The sequence below is a fragment of the Pediococcus ethanolidurans genome (assembly GCF_001437405.1).
GTDB lineage: Bacteria > Bacillota > Bacilli > Lactobacillales > Lactobacillaceae > Pediococcus > Pediococcus ethanolidurans.
The window spans coordinates 26,132-49,916 of record NZ_JQBY01000016.1; the positions used below are offsets into that span (position 1 = coordinate 26,132).

Genomic DNA, 23,785 nt, shown 5'->3' on the forward strand with positions numbered 1-23,785 from the left:
TAAAAATTGATTACAATTGGACTCACAACCTGGACGGATCATCCGGCACTTATAAATCATGAAGATCGAAAAGTTGAATTAACTGAATATGCAGGCTATTTTCCAGTTGTAGAAGTGGACACTTCATTTTATGGCGTGCCAAGGGTATCAACAGTAGAGAATTGGCAAAAATCAGTTCCAGAAAAATTTCAATTTATCATTAAAGCAAATAAACTAATGACTTTACACGACGGTGCAGATGTTGATGAGTACCTATCGGATGAACATCGTCTTGTGTTTACCGAGTTTCGCAAAATGGTCCGCCCGTTAGTTAAAAAAGATCAACTAAAAACGGTTTTATTTCAATTTCCACCTTATTTTAATTGTGAGATGAATAATATTCGTTATTTGCGGGATGTGCGGGTACTAATGAGTGATTTGCCGATTGCCGTGGAATTTCGTAATCCAAGTTGGTATGACCCGGCCGTTCGTGATGAAACCATGCTTTATTTAAAAAAATTAGGTATGAGTCATGTGGCGGTTGATGAACCGAGTTCGGTACCCAATGGTGTTCCATTAGTTGAGACAGTGACAAATCAAAATTTGGCTGTGCTCCGATTACACGGACAAAACGCTAAAGGTTGGGTTGAAAAAGGACCAGACTGGCGGAAAAAACGGACTTTGTATAAGTATTCTGAAGCAGAACTGCAAACCTTCGCGAAATTAGCTCAAAAATTAGAATTACAAGCAGAAGAAGTTTGTATAATCTTTAATAATAATGGCGGTAGAGATGCGGCTGGAAATGCACTCAGATTGAAAGAAATATTGGGAATCAATTTTGATGGTTTGGGACCATTACAACTCGGACTATTTTAATGACGTAAAAAAATAAGTTACTGCGAATTAAACGGATGAAACAGCCTTTGCGTAGCGTTTCATTGTGATATACTTAAAGTTAAAACATTCTAAATTAAAATTATCAATATAAACTAAAAATATTGGAACTAGGAAGGAAATCTTCAATGGCAGACAAACCTACTTACTATATAACAACACCAATTTATTATCCGTCGGGAAAGCTACATATCGGGAACTCATACACAACAATTGCGTGTGATGCAGAGGCCCGGTTTCAACGATTAGAAGGAAAGGATGTTTTCTTCTTAACGGGAACTGACGAACATGGCTTGAAAATCGAACAAAAAGCAGAAGCCTTAAATACAACTCCTAAAGCATACGTAGATGGTATGGCAGATGGTATTAAAAAGCTTTGGAAACTTTTGGATATTTCCAATACAAAGTTTATTCGGACAACCGATGATTATCATGAAAAAGCCGTTCAAGAAATCTTCCAAAAATTAGAAGATAGTGGTGACATCTATTTAGGTGAATACGAAGGCTGGTATTCTGTTTCAGATGAAGAGTATTTCACCGAAACACAATTAGCAGAAGTTTACCGTGATGAAAATGGTAAGGTAATTGGTGGTAAGGCACCATCTGGTCATGAGGTTCAAAAAGTTAAAGAAGAATCTTATTTCTTCAAAATGAGTAAGTATGCCGACTGGTTGTTGCAATATTATAAGGAGCATCCAGACTTTATTCAACCTGCAACGCGAATGAATGAAATGATTAATAACTTTATCAAACCTGGTTTGGAAGACTTAGCTGTTTCACGAACCACCTTCAATTGGGGAGTAAAAGTTAAAAACAATCCTAAACATGTGGTTTATGTTTGGATTGATGCGTTGTCAAACTATATTACGGCGTTAGGCTATGGCAGTGCTGATCAGAGTAATTTTGATAAGTATTGGCCAGCAGATGTTCATATGGTAGGTAAAGAAATTGTGCGTTTCCACACGATTTATTGGCCAATTATGTTGCATGCGCTTGGTTTACAACTACCCAAACACGTTGTGGGTCATGGCTGGTTGTTGATGAAAGACGGTAAAATGTCTAAATCTAAGGGAAATGTTATTTATCCTGAAACTTTGGTAAAACGTTATGGCTTGGATGCTCTACGTTATTATCTATTAAAAGCAATGCCATATGGTAACGATGGGGTATTTACGCCTGAAGATTTCGTAGACAAAATTAATTACGATTTAGCTAATGATCTTGGTAACTTGTTGAACCGTACAGTAGCAATGATCAACAAGTATGAAGGTGGCGTTATCCCAACCTTCAAGTCCGGTGTAACAGCCTTTGATGAGAATTTAGAGAGCACCGCTGCAACTGTTATTGCAAACTATCGAGAATTAATGAACTCGTTACACTTTTCTGACGCACTTTCTGAAATCTGGAAATTAGTTAGTCGCTCGAATAAATATATTGATGAAACACAACCATGGGTATTAGCTAAAAGTGACGATGCAAGTGATCAAGTAAAGTTGGGCAGTGTGATGAACCATTTGGCAGAGAGCTTACGTTTGTTGGCTCATTTACTTCAACCAATCTTGACTCAAGCACCTACTAAAATTTTAGATCAATTAGGATTAGCGGCACAAACAGTTAATTTAGCTGATTTGAAATTTGGTACTATTCCTGCCGGAACTAAGGTTGTGGCAAAGGGAACACCAATTTTCCCTCGATTGGATGCTAAAGAAGAAGTTGAATTTATCAAGGCTCAGATGACCAAAACAGACAAGAAAAAGGGACGAGCTGCAATGGAAGAAGCTAAAAAGGCAGTTCAAACTGAAAACGAAGCTGAACTTAATTTAACTAAGAAACCAATTCGAATTGAAGCTTTTGATAAAGTTGAACTTAAAGTTGCTGAAATTAAGTCGGTTGACCATGTTCAAGGTGCTGATAAACTTTTGAAATTCAAGCTAGATGCTGGAGATAAGGGCGACCGTCAAATTCTGTCTGGAATTGCAGAATATTATCCAGATCCAAGTGTTTTAGTGGGTAAAAAAGTTTTGATTGTGGCTAACTTAAAACCCCGTAAAATGCGTGGTGAACTTAGTCAAGGCATGTTGCTATCAGCTGAACATGATGGTCATATTCAAGTTGTCGAAGTTCCAACTAGTTTAGTAAATGGTTCCGGAGTCGAATAAGTTAGTTTTATAAGAACACGATGATATTGTAAAAACCAATCTAAGACTAAGTGAACAGTTAGCGGCGTCTTGGGTTGGTTTTTGATAGTTGGAGGTAACTATGCAATTATTTGATTCACATACCCATTTAAATGATCCAGCTTTTTTGGGACATGAAAAAGCTTATCTCGAGCATGCACATAAACTAGGTGTTGAAAAGATGGCGATGGTGGGTTCAAATGCCGAGTTTAATGCGTCTGCAATCAAACTGGCTCATCAATATGATGATGTTTACGCAGTAGTTGGCTGGCATCCAGAAGATTCTAAATATTTCCATGAAACGCAAGCAGAAGTTTTACGGAATCAATTACAAGATTCTAAGGTAGTAGCTCTTGGTGAAATTGGATTGGATTATTATGAGACAAATTCACCTCGAAAAATTCAGCGTCGTGTCTTTGAAGAACAACTTGAATTGGCTAGTAAATTTCATATACCAGTTGCTATTCATAATCGTGACGCTTTTGAAGATACGTATGCCATCTTGAAGAATGCACATGTAGAAAATTTTGGCGGTGTCATGCATAGTTTTAATGGTGATCCTGAGTGGCTAAACAAATTTCTAGAGTTGGGGATGCATATCTCTTACAGTGGTGTGGCCAGCTTTAACTCGGCACATGATGTTCATAAATCAGTTCAGGCAACACCGGCAGATCGCATTATGGCGGAAACGGACGCCCCTTATCTAGCACCAATTCCCTTTCGGGGGAAACAAAACGAACCTGCTTACACGTTGTATGTGGTTGAAGCTTTAGCCCGTCTACGTGATGAGGATCCTGATGTGACAGGAAAGGCAACCTACGAAAATGCCAAACAATTTTATAAGGTAAATGATGATGAAAAAAATTAAAGAAGTTATTGTTGTTGAAGGTAAGGATGACACGGTACGCATAAAAAAAGCTGTGAATGCAGATACGTTGGAAACACGAGGTTCTGCCATTTCTGAGGAAACGATCGAACAAATTCGGCGTTTACAAGCAGAACGGGGTGTAATTGTGTTTACTGATCCTGATTTTTCGGGTGAGAAAATTCGTAAGACCATTTCGGCTGAAGTCCCTGAAGTTAAACATGCATTTTTGGCCAGAAAAGATGCTGTGCCAAGTAAAAAAGGAAGTTTAGGTGTAGAACACGCAACACCTGAAGTGATTCGCGAAGCGCTAGGTAAAGTGTACACGGAAGCTGCTGATGCGCCGTTGCAAATTACGAGGGATGATTTACTGGATGCAGATCTAATTGCAGGAACGCATGCAAAACAACGCCGTATGGAGTTATGCGAGCTCTTGAATATTGGATATGTTAACGGTAAACAATTAGTTAAGAGGTTACAGTTGTTTCAAATAAGTCGTAAAGCCTTTCAAGCTGCTGTTGACCAATTAGATCAAAAATAGGGAGAAAAAATGACAGAACACATAGATATTGCGGATCCAATTCGAACGCGGGCAATTTTAGAACGTTATCGATTAAATGCCAAAAAGAGTTTGGGCCAAAATTTTTTGACGCGACCACAAATCCTAAAAGATATTGTGGCAGCTGCTGACATTTCTGATGCGGACGATGTGATTGAAGTTGGCCCAGGAATTGGTGCGCTGACGGAGCAACTGGCTCGTCATGCACACCATGTTTTGGCGTTTGAAATTGACGAAAATTTACTTGATGTTTTGGATGAAACTCTGGATCCCTACGAAAATATCACGATTGTGAATGCGGATATTTTGAAGGTTGATTTACCCAAAGTTGTGGCAGAAAATTTGGATGGTAACCATACCTTAAAAATTGTGGCAAATTTACCGTACTATATTACAACACCAATTCTAAAGGGGTTGTTGCAAAGTTCTTTGAAACTGGATCAAATTGTGGTGATGATGCAAAAAGAGGTTGCGGATAGACTAAATGCACAGCCTGGCAATAAAGAATATGGTTCATTGAGTGTGGCGGTACAGCTTGATATGAATGTGAATGTAGAATTTGAGGTGCCAAGAACGGCTTTTATGCCACAGCCTAATGTGGATTCGGCGATTGTGAAGTTAACCAAAAGGGAGCCGTGGCCAGTGCAACCCAATTCACGAGATGCGTTTTTTAAGACGGTGCATGCTTGTTTTGCGCACCGAAGAAAGACGTTGTGGAACAACTTATTGGGTATGTATGGTAAGACGCCGGAAGTGAAAGAAAGTTTAACTAAGGTGTTAGAGAAACTGAGTATTAAACCAGGAATAAGACCAGAAAGATTGACGGTTGTTGATTTTATAAGGTTGACGAATGAATTAGAAAAGTGAGCGAGGCAAGTCGATAGAAGGGCAAACCTAAGGTCAACGGATGCGGGATCGCGATCCCGCGGGAGTTGGGCTTAGGTTTGCCCTTCTGACTTGCCGAGCTGTCCTAGGGCATGAGAAAGAAAAAAAGAGAAGAGACGGATGCGGGATCGCGATCCCGCGGGAGTTGGCCATAGGTTTTCCCTTCAGACTTGCCGAGCTGTCCTAGGGCATGAGAAAGAAAAAAGGAGAAGAGACGGATGCGGGATCGCGATCCCGCGGGAGTTGGCCATAGGTTTGCCCTTCAGACTTGCCGAGCTGTCCTAGGGCATGAGAAAGAAAAAAGGAGAAGAGACGGATGCGGGATCGCGATCCCGCGAGAGTTGGGCTTAGGTTTGCCCTTCAGACTTGCCGAGCTGTCCTAGAAGTAACAATAAAACATGTTGTTTTAAAAATAGCGGTTGCAGCTCACTGAACGTTGTGGTATAATTTGCGTTTTTTGTGAAACTATGTTACAATGTTTCACATGGGAAGGTGAAGCCAATGCCAAACACACTAGCCACAATTAAGTCAAAGCTAGACAACAAAGTTGGAGAAGAAATGATGGTTGTTGCCCAAGCTGGTCGTAAGAAGATTACGAAGCGTCATGGAATTCTCCACAAAACTTATCCAGCGGTTTTCGTGGTTGATTTAGATCAGGATGAAAATTCTTTCGAACGAGTATCATACAGTTATACTGATATTCTAACTAAGAACATCGAAATCGCATTTGAAGATTAAAAATAATCGGACCGCGAAGGTCTTTTTATTTTGTCTAAATTTAATTAGTCCCTTTGGAGAAAGTAAGATTAGATAAAAAAATTGAGCTTTTTATGCAACACTGGTACTTTACCGTTTTTTTAAGTATAATTGTGATAAAATACAGGATTAATAAACAAGGTGATTGCATGGAGACAACGGAAAAAGCCCCGGCCAAACTAAATTTGTTTTTGGATACCCCATATAATCATGCGGATGGGCTTCAAGAGTGGAACATGGTAATGACCTCGGTGGATCTTGCCGACTACGTTAAAATTGAAACAAAACCTGGGAAACACGCTATTAGTGTGCATACAGATACCGGGTTTTTACCAAATGACAGTCGTAATTTGGCCTATCAAGCGGCAAAATTATTGCAACATGAATTTCATGTGCAGGCAGGTGCAAAAATTCGAATTAAAAAAAATATTCCTGTTGCGGCAGGAATGGGCGGTGGTTCATCAGATGCTGCTGCGGTTTTACGTGGTTTAAATAATTTATGGAATCTTGGTGTTTCTAAAAAACAGTTGGCAGAGTTGGGTTTGCAGATTGATTCTGATGTGCCTTACTGTGTGTATAGTCAAACGGCCTATGTTTATGGAAAAGGCGAAAGGATTCAGCTTTTAAGACAACTACCGGCAATGTACTTTGTGATTGCTAAACCTAAGCTGAGTGTTTCAACACCAAAAATCTTGAGACAGATTGATCATAAAAGTTTAGACCATTTGGAAATCGAGGGCATTTTAGACGCCATTAAGCAGAATGATTTTACAAAAATCTGTGCGAATGTGGGAAATGTTCTTGAACCGGTGACCGGACAGATGCATCCTCAAATTCTTCAGTTAAAGGACCGGATGCTTCGTTATGGTGCTGAAGCAGCACAAATGAGCGGTACAGGGCCGACCGTATTTGGAATTTGTCGCAAAGAAAGTCGTGCTCAGCATTTAGTGAATAGTTTGAAAGGATTTTGTCCTGAAGTTTATCTTGTGAGACCGGTAAATTAAAAAGAGAATTGCCAATGAATTTAAATTGGTCAATTCTCTATTTTTTAAGCTAATAATGCGGAAATGCCAAGGCCGATAAAGATTAAGCCAAAAAAGATACTGTACCAAATTGCAAATGGCATAAATAGAGATGAGTGACTATTCATACTGACACGTAATGTTTTCCAACTCTTGTGAACACTGTAAAACTGAAACAAACCAATCAAGATAGCTACTACACCAATTATGAGGTTAGCATTCATCACAATCGCCTTCATTCAAGTTTACAAATCTAATTAAACAATTATTTCCACATTATTAACCAAAGTATAGCATCGATATCAGCCTTTTGCAAACGCTTTCAGCTTCGACTGATTGTTTAATAATAACTTCTGAAAATCATAAATAAGAGTCCGGTGCCAATCAGAATCACCAGAAGCATTAGACCAAGGTTTAGCCAAGAAAAATGACGTGATAAATACATTGATCCACCGGCCAAACTTAAACTAACGGCAATTAAGATAATGATCAGCGAAATTGGAAACCCAAATTTATAGAGAAAATAGGCCATAATCACATAGCCAAACAGATACTGAATGAGCATAAATTGGTTATTAGGTCGCTTCATCTAAATTTACCCTCCCATACATTGTTGTACCCTAAATATACAGCAAAATGGAAAAATACATGAGTGCGGCGCCTACCAAAACTAAAATATGCCACCAAACATGGACATATTTTACGTGAGGAATGTTGTAAATTAAACCACCTAAGGAAAAAGCAATGCCACCGGCTACAAGCAGGCTGATTCCAACAATACCTAAGCTTTCATAGAGCTGTTTTGCACCCACTAGGCATAACCACCCCATTAGTACATAAATCAAAGTTTCAATTTTTTTGAATTTTCCAACCGCAAAAAATTGAAAAATAATTCCGGAAATGGCTAATAACCAAATAACAATACATAAAACAATTCCTAAGGCGCCACGAATTGCCAACAAACAGTATGGCGTGTAGGTACCAGCAATTAAAAAATTAATACTATCATGATCTAATATTTGGAAGACATGACTAGCTCTTGTGAAATAGAGACTATGAAACATAGTAGAAGAAAAGAATAGGACCAAAAGGCTGATGCTGTAGATGGTGTATGCGACTATATCGAGTGGTTTGCCAAGTCCAATTCCTTTTATTAATAGCAAAACGGTTCCAGCGATACTTAAAAAGAAGCCTAAACCATGTGTAATGGCACTCCAAATTTCGTTTAGTAATTGGCTGTGATGCATAGAAAGGGGATTCTTTAGATTAGTTGTTGGTTTCAATGTGCATTCCTCCACTTCAACTAGATATTATATACTAATTATCTAGTTTTTAAAACTAGATGATATCAAAAACTTGTAAATTACCTAATTTTTCTGAAAATGGTATGATATTAGAAAGAGTAAAGTAAAGAGGGAAATCATGGCAAAGCGTTCGAATACTAAACAAAAAATTGTGCTGGCCTTATTTGAATTAATGAAGACCCGCTCAGTAGATGAAGTGACAGTTAGCGATATTTGTAAACAGGCGTCTGTATCGCGGATGTCATATTATCGAAGTTTTAAATCAAAACAACAGATCTTGGAATACCAATTTGATGAAGTGTTTCAAGAATTCTTTAGCTACCTTCAGGTGATGAACAATCATGACATGACGGCTTTTTTGGATGCCTTTTTTACGGTTATTCGTCGTCATCGGGGAACAGTAAACATTTTAATCAAGGCCGATTTAGTGGGTATTATTTTGGATAAATTGCAATTCTATATTACGGATCTTGTGGATAAGGATGTTTTAAAAATTCGGGATCGCGCATCTAAAATGTGGATTGCCTTTGTGGCAGGTGGTTTAACTCAAATGATTGTGGAGTGGGATAAAGATGATATGGTCGAGTCCAATGCCGAAATGGTCATGATTGGTCGGAAATTTTTGAAATAAAACTGAATTATTTTAGCTATTTTATCCATTCTAATAGTTGTGGCATAAGGAATTAATACTGAAAAATGAAAAGAAATTAAATAAAGCGTTTACATTTTGGAAGAATTGGTCTACAATTACTTATGGATAAAGTTTTTGTGGATCGTTACTAATTCGATTAGGCGTGACCACAAGCAGTGTAACTCATTGCTTGCGGTCATTTTTTTTTAAAAAAAGGATATGATAAAATGTTGACCATCGTTCAGATTTTTAATAACAATGTGGCCTTGATCAAGTTAAATGATAATCGGCAGGCAATTGTAAAAGGAAAAGGGATCGTCTTTCAGAAAAAGAAAGGTGACCAGGTAGACGTTAATCAAGTAGAAAAAATTTTTTATTTGGAGACCGCGGAATCTAAAGAAAATCTATATTTTTTACTTAAAGATATTCCAATTGATATTGTGACAACCACCTATGAAATAGTGGATGTTGCTCAAAAGACTTTTGGTTTTTCAGTTCTGGATTATGTTTATATCACCCTAAGTGATCATATTTATGGTGTTTATAAACGAATTCAAGCTAATGATTATCATGAAAGTTTGGTTCCAGACATGCACACAGAGTACCCGACTGAGTATGCAATTGGAAGAAAAGCCGTTGAAATAGTTTCTAACAACTTGCATATTCAATTACCCAACAGTGAGGTAAAAAGTATTGCATTACATTTCATCAATGCGCAAGGCACACCGGGAGCCGACAAACTTGATGAGTCACTGACAACAAGTGTGAATGACATTGTTCAAGAAATTTTAAATCAGAATCATATTTTACGAACCAAAGAAAACGGCAATTATTATGATCGACTGATGGTGCATTTGCAGTATTTGGTAGATCGACTAAACCAATCTGATACGCACAGTTCAGCCTTTACAGAATCCTTAGAAAACAGTCTAGAAAACTCTTATCCAAGTTCAGCTAGAATTGCTAAAGAAATTTTTGACAATTTACAAAAACAATTATCCGCAACACTTAGTGATAATGAAAAATTATATTTTATTATCCATATTCAACAACTAATTAACGAACAGCCTAAAAATACGGATATTAATGGAGGTATTCAAAATGGCAAGTAGAGAAGAAGTATCAATGGTTGGTTTTGCAATCGTCGCTTATGCAGGGGATGCAAAAACGGCATTAATGAAGGCTTTAGATCAAGCACGAGATGGAAATTTTACTAAGGCTCGTGCCCTGGTAGAAGAATCAACACAATCAATTAATGACGCACACAATGAGCAAACTAAACTGCTAAGCAAAGAAGCTGGTGGTGACGATATGGACGTTACATTTATTATGGTTCATGGGCAAGATACTTTAATGACTACCATGATGTTAAAGGATGAGGTCCAGTACTTTATTGATGAGTACGAAAGATTAGATAAAATTGAAAAGAAATTAGGAATTGAAAAAAATTGAAAATATAGTAGGAGGGTTATCTCATGAATTGGATTGTTAAACAGATTGAGAAAGCACAACCGTTTTTTCGAAAACTGTCGGCAAATATATATTTGCAAGCGGTTCGTGATGGTTTTATTTCATTAATGCCAATTATCATTTTCTCAAGTATTTTTATCCTTGTTGCAAACGTACCTAATATTTGGGGCTTTTATTGGCCAACAAATGTAAGCGATAATTTGAACAGATTTTATAATTATTCAATGGGAGTTTTGTCACTGATGGCAGCCGCAAACGTTGCGCGTGCATTAACACGAAATTTGAACGTACGGTTACCAAAAATTGATCAGATTCCAGAAGCAGCCGTTATGTTTGGTGCACAAATCAGTTTCTTACTGGTTGCCGTTGACCCATTTACTAACAAAGCAGGTGTATTGTTCTTTAATACTGCATTTATGGGTACTAAAGGTTTGATCTGTGCTTTCTTAGTTGCGTTTATTGTACCGAATATTTACTTTTTCTGTTTTAAACATCACATTACCATTAAGTTGCCTGATGCAGTCCCACAAAACATTTCGTCAGCATTTACAAATATTATTCCATTTGCATTTGCCAGCTTTTTCTTCTGGATTTTTGACATTGTATTCAGAACACTGACAAGCGCAAACTTAGCAGCTTGGATTATTCAGGTTCTTTCACCATTGTTTACAGCTGCTGATGGTTACTTTGGTTTAGCAATTGTCTATGGTGCGATGGCCTTCTTCTGGTTTATCGGAATTCAAGGACCATCCATTGTTGAACCAGCTGTTACAGCGATTTATTTAACTAATGTAGAAGCTAACTTAAAGGTATTTGAAGCTGGGGGACATGCAACTAATATTTTAGCTCAAGGTACTCAATACTTTGTTGCTACCATTGGTGGTACTGGAGCTACTCTAGTGATTACGTATATGTTTGCATTATTTGCAAAATCAAAGGAATTAAAAGCTGTTGGTCGAGCTTCGGTAATTCCAGTCTCATTCGGAGTTAACGAGCCAATTTTGTTTGGTGCTCCTTTGATTTTAAACCCAGTATTCTTCTTGCCATTTATTTTGACACCAATCTTTAACGTTTGGTTATTCAAGATTTTCGTTGATTTCTTTGGTATGAATGGGTTCATTTATAACTTGCCATGGACAACTCCAGGTCCAATTGGATTATTTATGGGAGTTGGTTTCTCGATTCAAGCATTAATTCTCATTGTCGCTATTTTGGCAATGGATGTCGTTTGTTACTACCCATTCTTCAAGGCTTACGATGTACAAAAAGTTGCAGAAGAAGCTGCAGTTGATGCTAAAAACGCTGCTGCTGGCATTTCAGCAACAACAGTTGATGCACCTGCTGAAGTGGACAGTGGTGAAATTCCAGTAAGTATGACTAAAGATAAAAAGAATCTAAATATTATGGTTATCTGTGCCGGTGGTGGTACTAGTGGTATTTTAGCCAATGCACTAAATAAGATGGCTAAAGAAAAAGATTTACCTGTTGAAGCTGCCGCGGCCGCATATGGCGCTCATGGTGATTTATTGCCTGATATGGATGTGGTCGTTCTCGCTCCTCAAATGGATGCGATGCGGGATTCACTGAAGTTAGAAACGGATAAGGCCAATGTCAAGATGATCACTACAACTGGTAAGCAGTACATTGATCTCACAAGACACGCGGATAAAGCTTTGCAATTTATTGTTGGTAAGTTAAAGGGTGAACCCGAAGATAGTCAAGAGACTACTCATACACCAACACCAACTGCATAGAAACTTATAGGAGGTAAACATGTTAAATCGAGTAAAAGCATTACCAAAGAATTTTGTTTGGGGTGGTGCGACAGCTGCCTATCAAGTTGAAGGTGCCACAAAAGTCGACGGAAAAGGTAAAACCATGTGGGATGATTATTTGAAGACCCAAGGTCGTTTTTCACCAGATCCTGCCAGTGACTTTTATCATCGGTATCCGGAAGATGTGAAACTGTCTCATAAGTATGGATTAAATGCAATTCGAGTTTCAATTGCTTGGACGCGAATTTTTCCTAATGGTTATGGTGAACCCAATCAGGCTGGCGTAAAGTATTACCATGATTTATTTAAAACTTGTATTGAAAATGGCGTGACACCGTATGTTTCTCTCCATCATTTTGATTCGCCGAAAACATTGTTCGACCAAGGAGATTGGTTAAACCGTAAAAACATTGATTATTTTGTTGATTATGCCGAATTTTGTTTTAAGGAATTTACTGAAGTTAAAAATTGGTTTACGATCAACGAATTAATTTCACTTTCGTTGTCACAATATATTGCCGGAAACTTTCCACCAAATCATCATTTTGATGTGACGAGTGCTATTCAAGCACAGCATAATGAATTGCTGGCACATGCTAGAGCAGTTAACTTGTACAAGTCACTGCATTTAGACGGACGAATTGGTTTAATTCATGTGCTTCAGCCAATTTATCCAATTACGGAAACTCCTGAAAATAAGCATGCTGCTGCTCTATACGATGCATTTATTAATCGTTTCTTGTTAGATGGGACATTCTTAGGTAAATATTCAGATGAAACAATGAGTCTGATTAATGAAATTCTAGATAAAAACGATGCTAAATTAGAGATTCAAGATGGCGACAGGGCTATTTTGAAACAAGCTGCAACTCAAAATGATTATTTTGGGATGAATTATTATCAATCACAGTTTATACAAGCCTATGATGGGCCAAGTGGCAATAAGTTTAACGGTACTGGTGATAAGGGGTCTTCTTCGTTTAGTTTCCATGGTGTAGGACAGATTGTGCAAAAACCAGGTGTGCCGACAACTGACTGGGATTGGAATATTTATCCGGAAGGCCTATACGATATCTTGAAACGAGTTTCAAAAGAGTATCCTAATTCTAAAACCATTTATATTACTGAAAATGGATTGGGATATAAAGATAAATTTGTGTCTGAAGATCAAGTGATTGACGATGAACCGCGCATTGATTATATTGATCAACATGTGGCAGCTTTATTAAAAGCACGCAGTGAAGGTGTCAATGTTCAAGGCTACTTTGTTTGGTCGCTGCAAGATCAGTTCTCGTGGGCTAATGGCTATAACAAGCGTTATGGATTATTCTATGTCGATTTCGATACTCAAAAACGTTATATTAAAAAGAGTGCAGAATGGTTTAAGGCATTAGCTGACACGATGAAATAATGTTTTTTGAGTATTTGATGTAACTTGTAATTTAAAAATAAAGCGTTTACAAAAACTGCTTATCGTGCTAATATGAATTTGTTAAAAGAATATTAGGCATTAGAAGTGGATCGTAACTATTCGATTAGGCGTAACCACGAATCTTTGATTAGAGTTTTACTCTATCATGGTTCGTGGTTTTTCTTTTGCAATTTTTTATTAATTTATTATTTACATATAGGAAGGAAGTTATATTATGAATTTCATCATTAGTAGACTTGAAAAGCATCAAGCATTTTTTGAAAAAATTTCAAAGAATATTTACTTGATGGCAATTAAAGATGGTTTTCTGGCAGCAATGCCAATTATTCTTTTTTCAAGTGTCTTTATTCTTTTAGCAAATATTCCAACTTTGATTGGAATGAATGTTCCGACAGATTTAATTAATTGGTTCAATAAGATTTATAGTTACACCATGGGTTTTGTCGGTTTGTACGTTTCTGGGACAACTGCAAAGGCCTTGACTGGTTCAATGAATCACAGAATCAAAGGTGGAAAATTTATTAACAGCACTTCCACAATGATGGCTGCAATGTGTGGATTTATGTTACTCGCAATTGGAACCACTAAAAGTGGCGCTTATCTAGGTACATATTTTGGTACTGAAGGTATTTTATCCGCGTTTGTTGCTGCGTTTGCCACAGTTAATATTTATAAGTTTTTTGTAGAACGTGATATTACAATCAAAATGCCAAAAGAAGTTCCTGGAACAATTTCACAAAACTTCCGTGATATTTTTCCGTTTGCCTTTCCCGTTTTAGCTTGTGCGATTGTTGATGTAATCGTTCGTGCAACTTTACATGTACCATTTTCAGCATTGATTGCTACATTAATTCAACCGTTGTTTAAAGGCGCTGATAGTTATGCCGGATTAGCACTGATCGAATTCTTAATTCCAATGTTCTGGTTCTTAGGTATTCATGGTCCTTCAGTTGTTAAACCAGCTTTTGAAGCTGCTTTGTATGGCAATACAACTGCTAACTTGGCCTTGTTCAAAGGTGGTCATTTTCCAGTTCATGCTTTAACTGAAAACTTTTTAAATTTCGTCGGTGAGCTTGGTGGTACTGGTGCAACCTTTGTTGTTCCTTTGATTTTCATTTTCTTAATGAGATCAAAGCAGTTAAAAGCAATTGGGAAAGCTTCTGTTATTCCAGTTATGTTTGCGGTTAATGAACCTTTACTATTTGGTGCACCAATCATCTTGAATCCTTATTTCTTTATTCCATTTGTTTTAACACCAATGATCAATGTGCTGATTGGTAAATTGTTTATTGATTTGCTTCATATGAATGGCTTTATGTATATCCTTTCGTGGGCGTTACCTGGACCGATTGGGGCGTTTATGGATACGAACTTCCAGCCAATATCCTTACTTTTGATGGTTGTCTTGTTAGTTCTTGATACATTAATCTATTTACCATTCTGTCGCGCATACGATGCCACCTTAGTTGAAAAAGAAGCTCAAGTTGATGCTCAAGAAGCAGCCGGTGCGGTTGCTACTGCTTCAGTAACGACAACTACTGATACACCTAATCCTGTAGTTGAAAATACAAATGAAACTGTTGAAACAACTGATACATCTGCAACTGTTAATGATTCAAGTGTTAGTCAAAGATTAGCTCGTGAAGTTAAAGTACTTGTTTTATGTGCAGGCGGTGGTACTAGTGAACAACTTGCTAATGCATTAACTGCAGCTGCTAAGAAATATAAAGAACCAATTGTTGCCAGTGCCGGTGCCTATGGATCTCATCATGATATTTTACCAAACTATGATATGGTTATTTTAGCACCGCAAGTAAGAACTTATTATGATGATTTAAAGAGTGATACGGATCGTCTGGGCATTAAATTAGTGGCAACAAAGGGACAGCAATATATTGCCTTAACCCGAGATCCAGAAAAAGCGTTAAATTTTGTTTTGGAAAACTTGAAAGGAACAGATTTTACCAAGTAATTGAAAATAGTTCAGACAGGAGGTGGGAAAATGCAACTGGTGATTCGTTCGGTATACAACAACAATAGTGTGTTGGTGAATTTAGGATCCGGAAAACAGGCCATTGTTTCTGGCAAAGGGATTGGATATCGAAAGCGTCCAGGTGATACGATTTCGTCGACAAATACAAGCAGTATTTTATATTTGGAAGATGAGCGCATTAAAAAACATTTTGCCACATTGCTCAAAGATGTTCCTATTGATATTGTAGTGACTGCCTTTTCGGCTATTGACATGGCTAAAAAGAATTATCATTATTCAGTTTTGAACTATATTTATGTCACCTTGACAGATCATATTTTTCAAATGTATAAGCATTTAATGAATGGAAAATATCGATCAAGCATGGTTCCGGATATCCATGAACGTTATCCAACCGAATACGCAATTGCAAAAGATGTTCTGGAAATAATCAATAAAAATCTAAATGTTCATTTTCCAGATGCGGAAGTAAAAAATATTGCATTGCATTTCATTAATGCTCAAGGAAATGATCCTGACTCTGAACCGACGGATACATTAAGTATGAAGGTAAACAGAATTGTGAATGCAGTATTCAAAGAATATAACATTAAACGGAATTTGAACAACCAAAATTATTTTGATCGCTTAATGATTCATCTTCAATATTTAGTTGAACGAGTACAAAACAAAGCGTTAGATAATCATGCTTTGAACAATAATATTGAACGAGATTTTCATCAACTTTATCCCAAATCATATGAAATCTCCGGAAAGATATGTGTACAATTAGAATCAAAACTGAATATTACTTTGAATGAAAATGAAAGGGTTTACTTTATCATTCACATTCAAAGGTTAATTCAGGAAAATGAAAATAAACCATCTTAGCAGTAATTTTTTAGATGAACGGAGGATTATGATATGGCTACAAAAGAAGAAATTTCAATGACAGGATTTGCCATTGTTGCGTACGCCGGTGATGCTAAAACCGATTTAATTGAGGCACTTCAAGAGGCTCGTAAGGGAAATTTTGAACATGCACGTTCGCTTGTAAAAGAATCTAATCAAGCAATTGTTGATGCCCATAATGAACAGACAAAATTATTAAGTAAAGAAGCAGGTGGCAGTGATATGGACGTGACCTTTATTATGGTTCACGGACAAGACACGCTGATGACCACCATGATGCTTAAAGATGAAGTCACCTTTTTCATTGATGAATATGAGCGCATTCATAGAATTGAAAGTCAACTCGGAATTGACGCACCCAAATAGCGATAAAAAAGGAGAACGATATAGAAATGACACTTTTAAAACGTGTGAAGTCGTTACCTAAAAACTTCGTGTGGGGAGGAGCTACAGCCGCTTATCAGGTTGAAGGTGCGACTAAGGTTGATGGTAAAGGCAAAACTATGTAGGACGATTACTTAAAAAAGCAAGGTCGTTTTGCGCCTGATCCAGCCAGTGATTTTTACCATTTATATCCGGAAGATATTATGCTTTCCAAAATGTATGGATTAAATGCGATTCGGTTGTCAATTTCATGGACACGTATTTTCCCAAATGGTTATGGAAAACCCAATCAAGCTGGAGTAGATTATTATCATCGTTTATTTAAATGCTGTATTGATAATGGGATAACACCATATGTTTCTTTGCATCATTTTGATTCACCCAAAACGTTGTTCGATGACGGCGATTGGTTGAATCGCAAAAATATTGATTATTTTGTTGATTATGCAGATTTCTGTTTCAAAGAGTTTTCTGAAGTGGAAAACTGGTTCACCATCAATGAACTAATTTCATTGGCATTTTCTCAATATATTCAGGGCAATTTCCTTCCGAGTCATCATTTTGATGTTTCAAGTGCCATTCAAGCTGAACATAATGAATTAGTGGCACACGCACGGGTTGTTAATTTATTTAAGGACAAAGGATATTCAGGCAGAATTGGTTTAATTCATGTCTTACAACCTGTCTATCCCTATCCTAATACACCTGAAAATGCACATGCAGCGCAATGTGAAGACGCGTTCATGAATACGTTCTTACTTGATGGGACGTTTAAAGGCGAATATCAACCTGAAACAATGAAGTTGGTCAATGAGGTATTGAAGGCCAACGATGCACAACTGAACATTGAACCGGGTGACATGGCTATCTTGAAAAAGGCGTCAACGCGCAACGACTATTTTGGAATGAATTATTATCAACCATCGTTTGTTGCGGCATATAATGGCGAGAGCACCAATACGTTTAACGGAATAGGTGAAAAAGGAACCAGTTCGTTTAAGTTTAAAGGTGTTTGTCAACACGTTAAGAATCCAGAAATTCCTACAACTGATTGGGATTGGAATATTTATCCTAAAGGCTTGTATGATATGCTCAAACGGGTTAGTGAAACCTATAGAAACTGTAAAACAATCTATATTACTGAAAATGGTCTTGGCTATAAGGATGAATACAAGGGCATTGGAAAAGTAATTGATGATGAACCACGAATTGACTTTATTGATCAACACATTGAAGCACTTCTTAAAGCGCGCAATGAAGATGTTGATGTTCAGGGATACTTCGTTTGGTCATTACAAGATCAATTCTCTTGGGCTAATGGTTATAACAAGCGTTATGGACTATTTTATGTGAACTTCGAAACCCAAGCACGAGAAATCAAAAAAAGTGCCCGGTGGTTTAAAGAATTAGCTGATACAATGCCAAATTAATATGTTTTAACAAGAAAGCTCTGGAATAAACATCTGCTGGTCTGCATAAATGTTTAGTACTAGAGCTTTTTTGATTCACTTTATAAATGTGTCAATATTTTTTCTAAATGGTAGCGCTACAGACTAATATTGATTATAATCAAGTTAGAAGACTGAAGTGAGAGGTAAACCCAATGCAATATAAAAGAATTCTGGTTCCGGTAGATGGATCGAAAAATGCTGAACTTGCTGTGACAAAGGCCGTGTTCACTGCCCAACGAAATTCGGCACATTTAGATATTATTTCTATCATCCAAACAAGCCGTTTCTTGGACGTTTATGGGCACATGGGATCTAATACAGACTATTTAGACATTACTTATCGAAAGACTAAAGAGTATGTAGAAATGCTGAAAGAGACAATTAAAGAGAAATATAATTTTGAGGATGTGTCTATTTCAGTTGAATCTGGTAACGCGGCTAAAATCATTGCGGAGGTAGCTCCTAAGGAATTTGATGATGATTTAATCATGATGGGAGCAACTGGGATGTCAGCTTTACAACGAACAATGATTGGTTCAGTGGCCGATTATGTGGTTCGAGTAGCTAAGTGCGATGTTTTATTGGTAAGAACGGATCTAACAAACCTACTAAGCTAGTAGATGATTAGAGTGTTGAAAAAGATGGTTAGTTTTTGAGCAATAACAAAAATAATCCAATGATTCGTTTTTGGAATCGTTGGATTATTTAGGTTAAGCGGAAAAAACTGTCTTTTTCAACACGTTTCGGCCACAAAAACAGCCCTCAACATCAAAAAAAGGATGCACAAGCTTAACTAACTTGTTGTCCATCCTCTTTTTTAGTTGATTGTTTTTGGTCTGAAACGTGAAAAAAAGAGCAGCTTTCTCCGTTTTGCTACGATAGGTCAACGATTCCAAGTGCGAATCATTGACCTATCTAGACAATACTCAAAAGCTAAACGCTCTTTTTCTCACTCTAATCATTTAACGTAAACTGCAACTTCATCCGTGGTTCGCCCAATGCCAACATTTGACCTAGTAACTTATTGGCATATTTCATCGCAACATCTGCCATCTGTTCATTAACAGATTCCAAATACTTTGAAACATCCTTCTGTTGTGCAGCAGCTTTGTCCGCTTGCATCTGCAAATGACGACAATCAGCAACCGTATTTTCTTCAAACAGGTTTTCCTGATCCTCATACAAACCAAAATTATGGTCACCCATTAAAGCTAAAACATTAGTGAGCCAGTACATACTTGTTGGATCACACTCGCCCGTTGTCTTTTTGTATGCTTCTGGAGTATCATTCACATTTGCATAAAATGGAATTACAGCGTTGAACGTATTAGGACCAAAGGCTAACCAGTGAACACCGGCAATCTCATCAGGAACATTTGAGCGAATTTGTAAAATATGCAATTCTTGATTTCGGTTAATACCGATTGGTCGAAATTGTTTCTTTTCATCTTCAGTGCCCGTTCCATATGGATCATAAGGTGTGTTTTGATAATGAGAACTCAAAACAAACTTCATATCTTCCACACTGATTTTCTTAGAAGTTCGGCAAATGAAAGGTAAATCCTGATCAATTGGTGAATTCTTAAATTCAGGATTAAAATATTTTTGACCATACCAAGCACGCGGATTGTTATAACGGGTGTCTTTGATCGTGGCGCTGCCAAAAATGTGACGTAAGTTTACTTGATCCCGATCTGGATTTAAATGGTTTTTTTCAATTAATTCAGGTAGATCACTAGCAAACAAAGTATCCTCAGAATCAAAGTCATATTGATCAATGTTAAAGCGGTTAGGCGCGATTACATAAGCATCATCGGGAATACGAATAGCAGCCCAATGGTGACCACCAATTGATTCAAAATACCATACTTCATCATGATCAGAAAAAGCCATGGCATTCATTTCATAAGTTCCGTACTTTTCCAAAAGTGCACCAAGACGTTGAACACCTTCACGGGCAGAATGGATATAAGGAAGAGTAATGGTAGTGATATCCTCTTCACCAATTCCGTCTTCAACAAGAGGATCAACACCCAAGATACGTGAATTGGAAGTAATCGTTTCAGTAGCTGTCATTGCAACGTTATCACTATTAATACCAGCACCAGCCCATGTGCCATGACCATCAGTAGCATCAGGCGTTGACGTATAGCGCAATGGATTGTCGGGAAGATCAATTTTAACGGGACTTAAAACAGCCTGATAGTGTTTAGGTTGATCTTCAGGTTTTACAACAACAAATTTTTGGGGATTGAGTGGACCTGCACCGTCCTCGTTACGGGCGATCATTGTGGAACCATCAATGGAAGCTTTTTTACCGACTAAAATAGTCGTACAAGAGCCTTTGATACGTTTTGTCATAAAAATATCATCTCACTTTAAGTATTTACTTAATTGTAGATTACTTGGAGGAAAAATGCGAATTGCGAATTTCAAACCATTTGAGAATTGGAATTGAACAAAAAGCACTTGTTATCGACAGATTGGGTCGGTTACAAGTGCTTTGGGTATTGATATTATAAAAATCTATTTTTTTAAAATATGACGTTCAATGCCATTGGCAACCCCATCTTCACGATTACTGGTTGAGACAAATTTGGCGTACTGTTTAACCTCTTGACTGGCATTCGCCACTGCAATCGGGAGACCGACGTGTTTAAACATTGGAATGTCGTTTTCGCCATCGCCAAAAGCAGCCAATTGATCTATTTTCAAGTGTTCTTCTTTTTGAATGTGCGCCACTGCATTGGCTTTGGTGGCACTAATAGGGGTGATTTCGATATAAGCATCTCCTGAGGTCATCACATTAAGATCCGGTAAGTCTAACTGCTTGAGATAATTCTGGAGACGGTCGAACAAGATCGGATCAAAACTCATTACCATAAATTTATATATTGTTTGAGTTAGATTAGCTGATGTCTTTTGAATAACGGGTTTTTCATGAGTAATGGCAGTTTCAGCGTCAGTTTCTTGGCAATTTTTATCTGTATACCAAGTGTGATCAGAATACCAGTTTAATGAGACTTTAGGAAAATTTTGATGAACAATCGTCATTATTTTTTTGACTGTTTGTGGATCAATTGCCTGTGAGTAGAGTTGTTGATAACCATTTGTTTGTGGTTTATAAATTAAACCACCATTAAATGCGACCTGTGTTGTTTGAAGGTTAAGTTCGTCAATTGCAAATTGCATTTCAAATGGGGCACGTGCTGAAACAAGTGAAACTGGAATCGAACTATTTTGAATAACGGAAATGTTTTTAGGACTAATGGAACCATCCGGGCTTAGTAGAGTGTTGTCCATATCTAGAAAAATATGTTGAATCATATAAAATTCACGCTTTCATCAGTATTTATTATAGTAAAGGTGACGCTTTCATAAATAAAGTGTAGCATGAAAACATTCGTAGTTGGGGTATTTTCCAAATAAAAATCAAGTTTTCAAAAAACATATAAAAAACGATTCTAAACTAGATACATTGGTTTAGAGTCGTTTTGTTAAAATTGAATTAACTATATATTTTTTTATTTCTCTGCAGCAGCTGCAGCCTGTTCCTTCTTAAGAATAGTACGATCATAATGACGAATGAATGGGTACCAAACAAGGAAAGCAACGAAGGCACAGAAAATGGATAGGACAGCACCTTCCCAACTAGCAGTAGCGAGAAAGCCACTTAGTCCAACTGGAGTAGGCCATGGTTGCTGAAGGATGATTTTGTGAACCAATCCTGTTGTTACAGCTATATAACCAACAATTCCAGATACTAACGGTGCACAGATAAATGGGATGGCCAGTTGAACGTTGTAGACGATTGGTAGTCCGAATAAAATAGGTTCGTTAATGTTAAAAATAGCTGGCACAATTTCAACTTTACCAATACTGCTAAGTTGTGCTGATTTGGCTCTAAAACTTAACCAAATAGCCATACCTAAAGTGGCACCAGAACCACCAATGATAACAAAGGCGTTCATTGGATCACCAGCAAAGAAATGGTTAGCACCGTTAACATTAGCAGCCATATTGGCCAAAACAATAGGTGTATAGAATGAACTCATAATTGTGGCACCATGAATTCCGAACCACCAGAGTAGGTGAATCAAGAAGATGATGACTAAGAAGCCCCACCAAGTATCGGCGATATTACTGATAAATGAAAATGGAATGTAAAGTACTTTGAAAATATCGGTACCAGCGATGACCAATGCTAAGTTGATGGCACCTACGACAAAAGCCACGCAAAATCCTGGAATTAATGCACTGAAAGAATTGGCAACACCAGCAGGTACTGAATCTGGCATTTTAATTCGCCAGTTGTGTTTTATGGTAAAACGATAAATCTGAACCGTTAACCAACCAACAACTAAGCCAGTAAAAATTCCGACTGAGGCAATTCGAGTGATACCACTTGTGGAAACCGCATAGCCACCACCGATAATATTTAGTTTATTTAATGATTGAACAAATTGAACACTGCCGTTTTTCCAAACTAATTGTGGTACTGTGATGAACATAGCCATTAAAAACATCATCAGACCATCTACTGGAACAACGTCAATATTTTCTTCTTCATGATAAATTTGGGTGTAGGTGTAAGTGAAGGTTCCTGAGAAAACCAGTGCCAAAATACCCATTGTAGAGTTATAAATCACTTGAAACATGTTAGTAAATCTACCAATTGTGCCTGCGTACCAGGTTGCAAAACCTGGAATAGGAAAGGCTTGCGGCAAAACGGTTAAAATTAGAAAAATAGCACCAATAATAGAGAATGTAATAACACTGTAGCCAGCAGCCATAATAGCACGAACAAAACGTGATCCAGAAAATTTACCAACTGCGTTACCAAATTTATCTTTGAATGTTTCAGGTTGATCAGCCATATTTCTACCTCCAATAAGATTTGAGAAGTAATGAATAAACAAACATGCAATAAATTCATTTCACAAAATGTGTGTTCATTACTTTTGTAGTTGTTATCAATAAATTCAAATCATGCTTTATTACTCTTAAATAAAAATTGGTCCAGATCAAAAAACAAATGTTAATAAAAATTACGTGAAAAAAATAAATATAAAAGTAAACAATGTAACTTTTATTAAATATAATAATAGCAAATGAAAAAAATTTAATTTATTTAAGAATTGCTCTAGCAAGCATGAATGAAGATTCTAAATTATGTTTTCATTAAAATCACCTCTAAATCGGAAACGGTGAGCGCTTACTTATACTGATCAGTTTAAGGTATTTGTATTTCTTTTGCAAGAACTTTCTGAAAACATTTGTTAAATAATGTCATTCACAAATGATAATGTCCGAAGTA

22 protein-coding genes and 1 pseudogene are annotated in these 23,785 nt (G+C 37.1%); 17 read left to right on the plus strand and 6 right to left on the minus strand.

The genetic code is table 11. The annotated features are described in order from the left end of the window. Positions 1 to 6: 6 nt before the first annotated feature. The 7 genes from IV87_RS07530 to ispE all read left to right on the plus strand — a co-directional run bounded on the left by IV87_RS07530 (position 7) and on the right by ispE (position 7,119). Complete coding sequence (locus IV87_RS07530; RefSeq protein ID WP_057806997.1) at positions 7 to 855, plus strand: DUF72 domain-containing protein; 849 nt, start codon at positions 7 to 9, stop codon at positions 853 to 855. Positions 856 to 1,001: 146 nt separating this feature from the next. After that, positions 1,002 to 3,032, plus strand: coding sequence for a methionine--tRNA ligase (gene metG / locus IV87_RS07535; protein WP_057806998.1), 2,031 nt, complete (start codon positions 1,002 to 1,004; stop codon positions 3,030 to 3,032). A 100-nt stretch (positions 3,033 to 3,132) separates the two neighbouring features. Further along, positions 3,133 to 3,918: a TatD family hydrolase gene (locus tag IV87_RS07540; protein WP_057807001.1), complete on the plus strand. Its 786-nt coding sequence runs from the start codon at positions 3,133 to 3,135 to the stop codon at positions 3,916 to 3,918. Continuing rightward, entirely contained in the window at positions 3,905 to 4,456 is a 552-nt protein-coding gene (gene rnmV, locus IV87_RS07545; protein ID WP_057807003.1) for a ribonuclease M5, read from the plus strand. Before IV87_RS07540 ends, rnmV begins: the two co-directional genes overlap by 14 nt. A 9-nt stretch (positions 4,457 to 4,465) precedes the next feature. Continuing rightward, positions 4,466 to 5,341: a 16S rRNA (adenine(1518)-N(6)/adenine(1519)-N(6))-dimethyltransferase RsmA gene (rsmA, locus tag IV87_RS07550; protein WP_057807005.1), complete on the plus strand. Its 876-nt coding sequence runs from the start codon at positions 4,466 to 4,468 to the stop codon at positions 5,339 to 5,341. Between the two features lie 519 nt (positions 5,342 to 5,860). Then, positions 5,861 to 6,097, plus strand: coding sequence for a Veg family protein (locus IV87_RS07555; protein WP_057807007.1), 237 nt, complete (start codon positions 5,861 to 5,863; stop codon positions 6,095 to 6,097). A 167-nt stretch (positions 6,098 to 6,264) separates the two neighbouring features. Further along, the gene (ispE, locus tag IV87_RS07560) at positions 6,265 to 7,119 is read left to right on the plus strand and encodes a 4-(cytidine 5'-diphospho)-2-C-methyl-D-erythritol kinase (RefSeq protein WP_057807009.1); all 855 of its coding nucleotides are present in this window, start codon (positions 6,265 to 6,267) and stop codon (positions 7,117 to 7,119) included. Between the two features lie 44 nt (positions 7,120 to 7,163). Here ispE and IV87_RS07565 read toward each other — a convergent pair whose 3' ends face one another. From IV87_RS07565 to trhA, 3 genes are all read right to left on the minus strand, one after another. Beyond that, entirely contained in the window at positions 7,164 to 7,361 is a 198-nt protein-coding gene (locus tag IV87_RS07565; protein ID WP_057807011.1) for a hypothetical protein, read from the minus strand. 116 nt (positions 7,362 to 7,477) lie between these two features. Then, positions 7,478 to 7,726, minus strand: coding sequence for a hypothetical protein (locus IV87_RS07570; RefSeq protein ID WP_057807012.1), 249 nt, complete (start codon positions 7,724 to 7,726; stop codon positions 7,478 to 7,480). Positions 7,727 to 7,757: 31 nt separating this feature from the next. Then, positions 7,758 to 8,384, minus strand: coding sequence for a PAQR family membrane homeostasis protein TrhA (gene trhA / locus IV87_RS07575; RefSeq protein ID WP_057807045.1), 627 nt, complete (start codon positions 8,382 to 8,384; stop codon positions 7,758 to 7,760). Between the two features lie 175 nt (positions 8,385 to 8,559). Between trhA and IV87_RS07580 the strand changes: the two genes are divergently transcribed. The 10 genes and pseudogenes from IV87_RS07580 to IV87_RS07625 all read left to right on the plus strand — a co-directional run bounded on the left by IV87_RS07580 (position 8,560) and on the right by IV87_RS07625 (position 19,085). Further along, a complete protein-coding gene (locus tag IV87_RS07580; RefSeq protein ID WP_057807015.1) occupies positions 8,560 to 9,072 on the plus strand; it encodes a TetR/AcrR family transcriptional regulator in 513 nt (170 codons plus the stop codon). Between the two features lie 227 nt (positions 9,073 to 9,299). After that, positions 9,300 to 10,184 (plus strand): PRD domain-containing protein, encoded by an 885-nt coding sequence (locus IV87_RS07585; protein ID WP_057807017.1) that lies wholly within the window; start codon positions 9,300 to 9,302, stop codon positions 10,182 to 10,184. Further along, positions 10,174 to 10,524: a PTS lactose/cellobiose transporter subunit IIA gene (locus IV87_RS07590; protein ID WP_057807020.1), complete on the plus strand. Its 351-nt coding sequence runs from the start codon at positions 10,174 to 10,176 to the stop codon at positions 10,522 to 10,524. The genes IV87_RS07585 and IV87_RS07590 overlap by 11 nt, the downstream gene beginning before the upstream one ends. 23 nt (positions 10,525 to 10,547) lie before the next feature. Beyond that, on the plus strand, positions 10,548 to 12,296 hold the full coding sequence (locus IV87_RS07595) for a PTS lactose transporter subunit IIBC (RefSeq protein WP_057807022.1): 1,749 nt from the start codon (positions 10,548 to 10,550) through the stop codon (positions 12,294 to 12,296). A 19-nt stretch (positions 12,297 to 12,315) separates the two neighbouring features. Next, positions 12,316 to 13,728: a 6-phospho-beta-galactosidase gene (gene lacG, locus IV87_RS07600; protein WP_057807024.1), complete on the plus strand. Its 1,413-nt coding sequence runs from the start codon at positions 12,316 to 12,318 to the stop codon at positions 13,726 to 13,728. A 235-nt stretch (positions 13,729 to 13,963) separates the two neighbouring features. Beyond that, a complete protein-coding gene (locus IV87_RS07605; RefSeq protein ID WP_057807027.1) occupies positions 13,964 to 15,721 on the plus strand; it encodes a PTS lactose transporter subunit IIBC in 1,758 nt (585 codons plus the stop codon). 30 nt (positions 15,722 to 15,751) lie between these two features. Continuing rightward, positions 15,752 to 16,612, plus strand: a complete 861-nt coding sequence (locus IV87_RS07610) for a PRD domain-containing protein (protein ID WP_057807029.1) — start codon at positions 15,752 to 15,754, stop codon at positions 16,610 to 16,612. 33 nt (positions 16,613 to 16,645) lie between these two features. Further along, positions 16,646 to 16,999 (plus strand): PTS lactose/cellobiose transporter subunit IIA, encoded by a 354-nt coding sequence (locus IV87_RS07615; RefSeq protein ID WP_057807031.1) that lies wholly within the window; start codon positions 16,646 to 16,648, stop codon positions 16,997 to 16,999. Positions 17,000 to 17,025: 26 nt separating this feature from the next. Continuing rightward, positions 17,026 to 18,447: pseudogene (gene lacG, locus IV87_RS07620) on the plus strand (6-phospho-beta-galactosidase). 173 nt (positions 18,448 to 18,620) lie between these two features. After that, entirely contained in the window at positions 18,621 to 19,085 is a 465-nt protein-coding gene (locus IV87_RS07625; RefSeq protein WP_057807033.1) for a universal stress protein, read from the plus strand. A gap of 337 nt (positions 19,086 to 19,422) precedes the next feature. On the opposite strand, the gene IV87_RS07630 is transcribed toward IV87_RS07625, so the two are convergent. The 3 genes from IV87_RS07630 to celB form a co-directional block, all read right to left on the minus strand. Beyond that, on the minus strand, positions 19,423 to 20,829 hold the full coding sequence (locus IV87_RS07630) for a C69 family dipeptidase (RefSeq protein WP_057807036.1): 1,407 nt from the start codon (positions 20,827 to 20,829) through the stop codon (positions 19,423 to 19,425). A 165-nt stretch (positions 20,830 to 20,994) separates the two neighbouring features. Then, positions 20,995 to 21,795: an HAD family hydrolase gene (locus tag IV87_RS07635; RefSeq protein ID WP_057807038.1), complete on the minus strand. Its 801-nt coding sequence runs from the start codon at positions 21,793 to 21,795 to the stop codon at positions 20,995 to 20,997. Positions 21,796 to 21,992: 197 nt separating this feature from the next. Beyond that, the gene (celB, locus tag IV87_RS07640; protein WP_057807040.1) at positions 21,993 to 23,345 is read right to left on the minus strand and encodes a PTS cellobiose transporter subunit IIC; all 1,353 of its coding nucleotides are present in this window, start codon (positions 23,343 to 23,345) and stop codon (positions 21,993 to 21,995) included. Positions 23,346 to 23,785 lie beyond the last annotated feature (440 nt).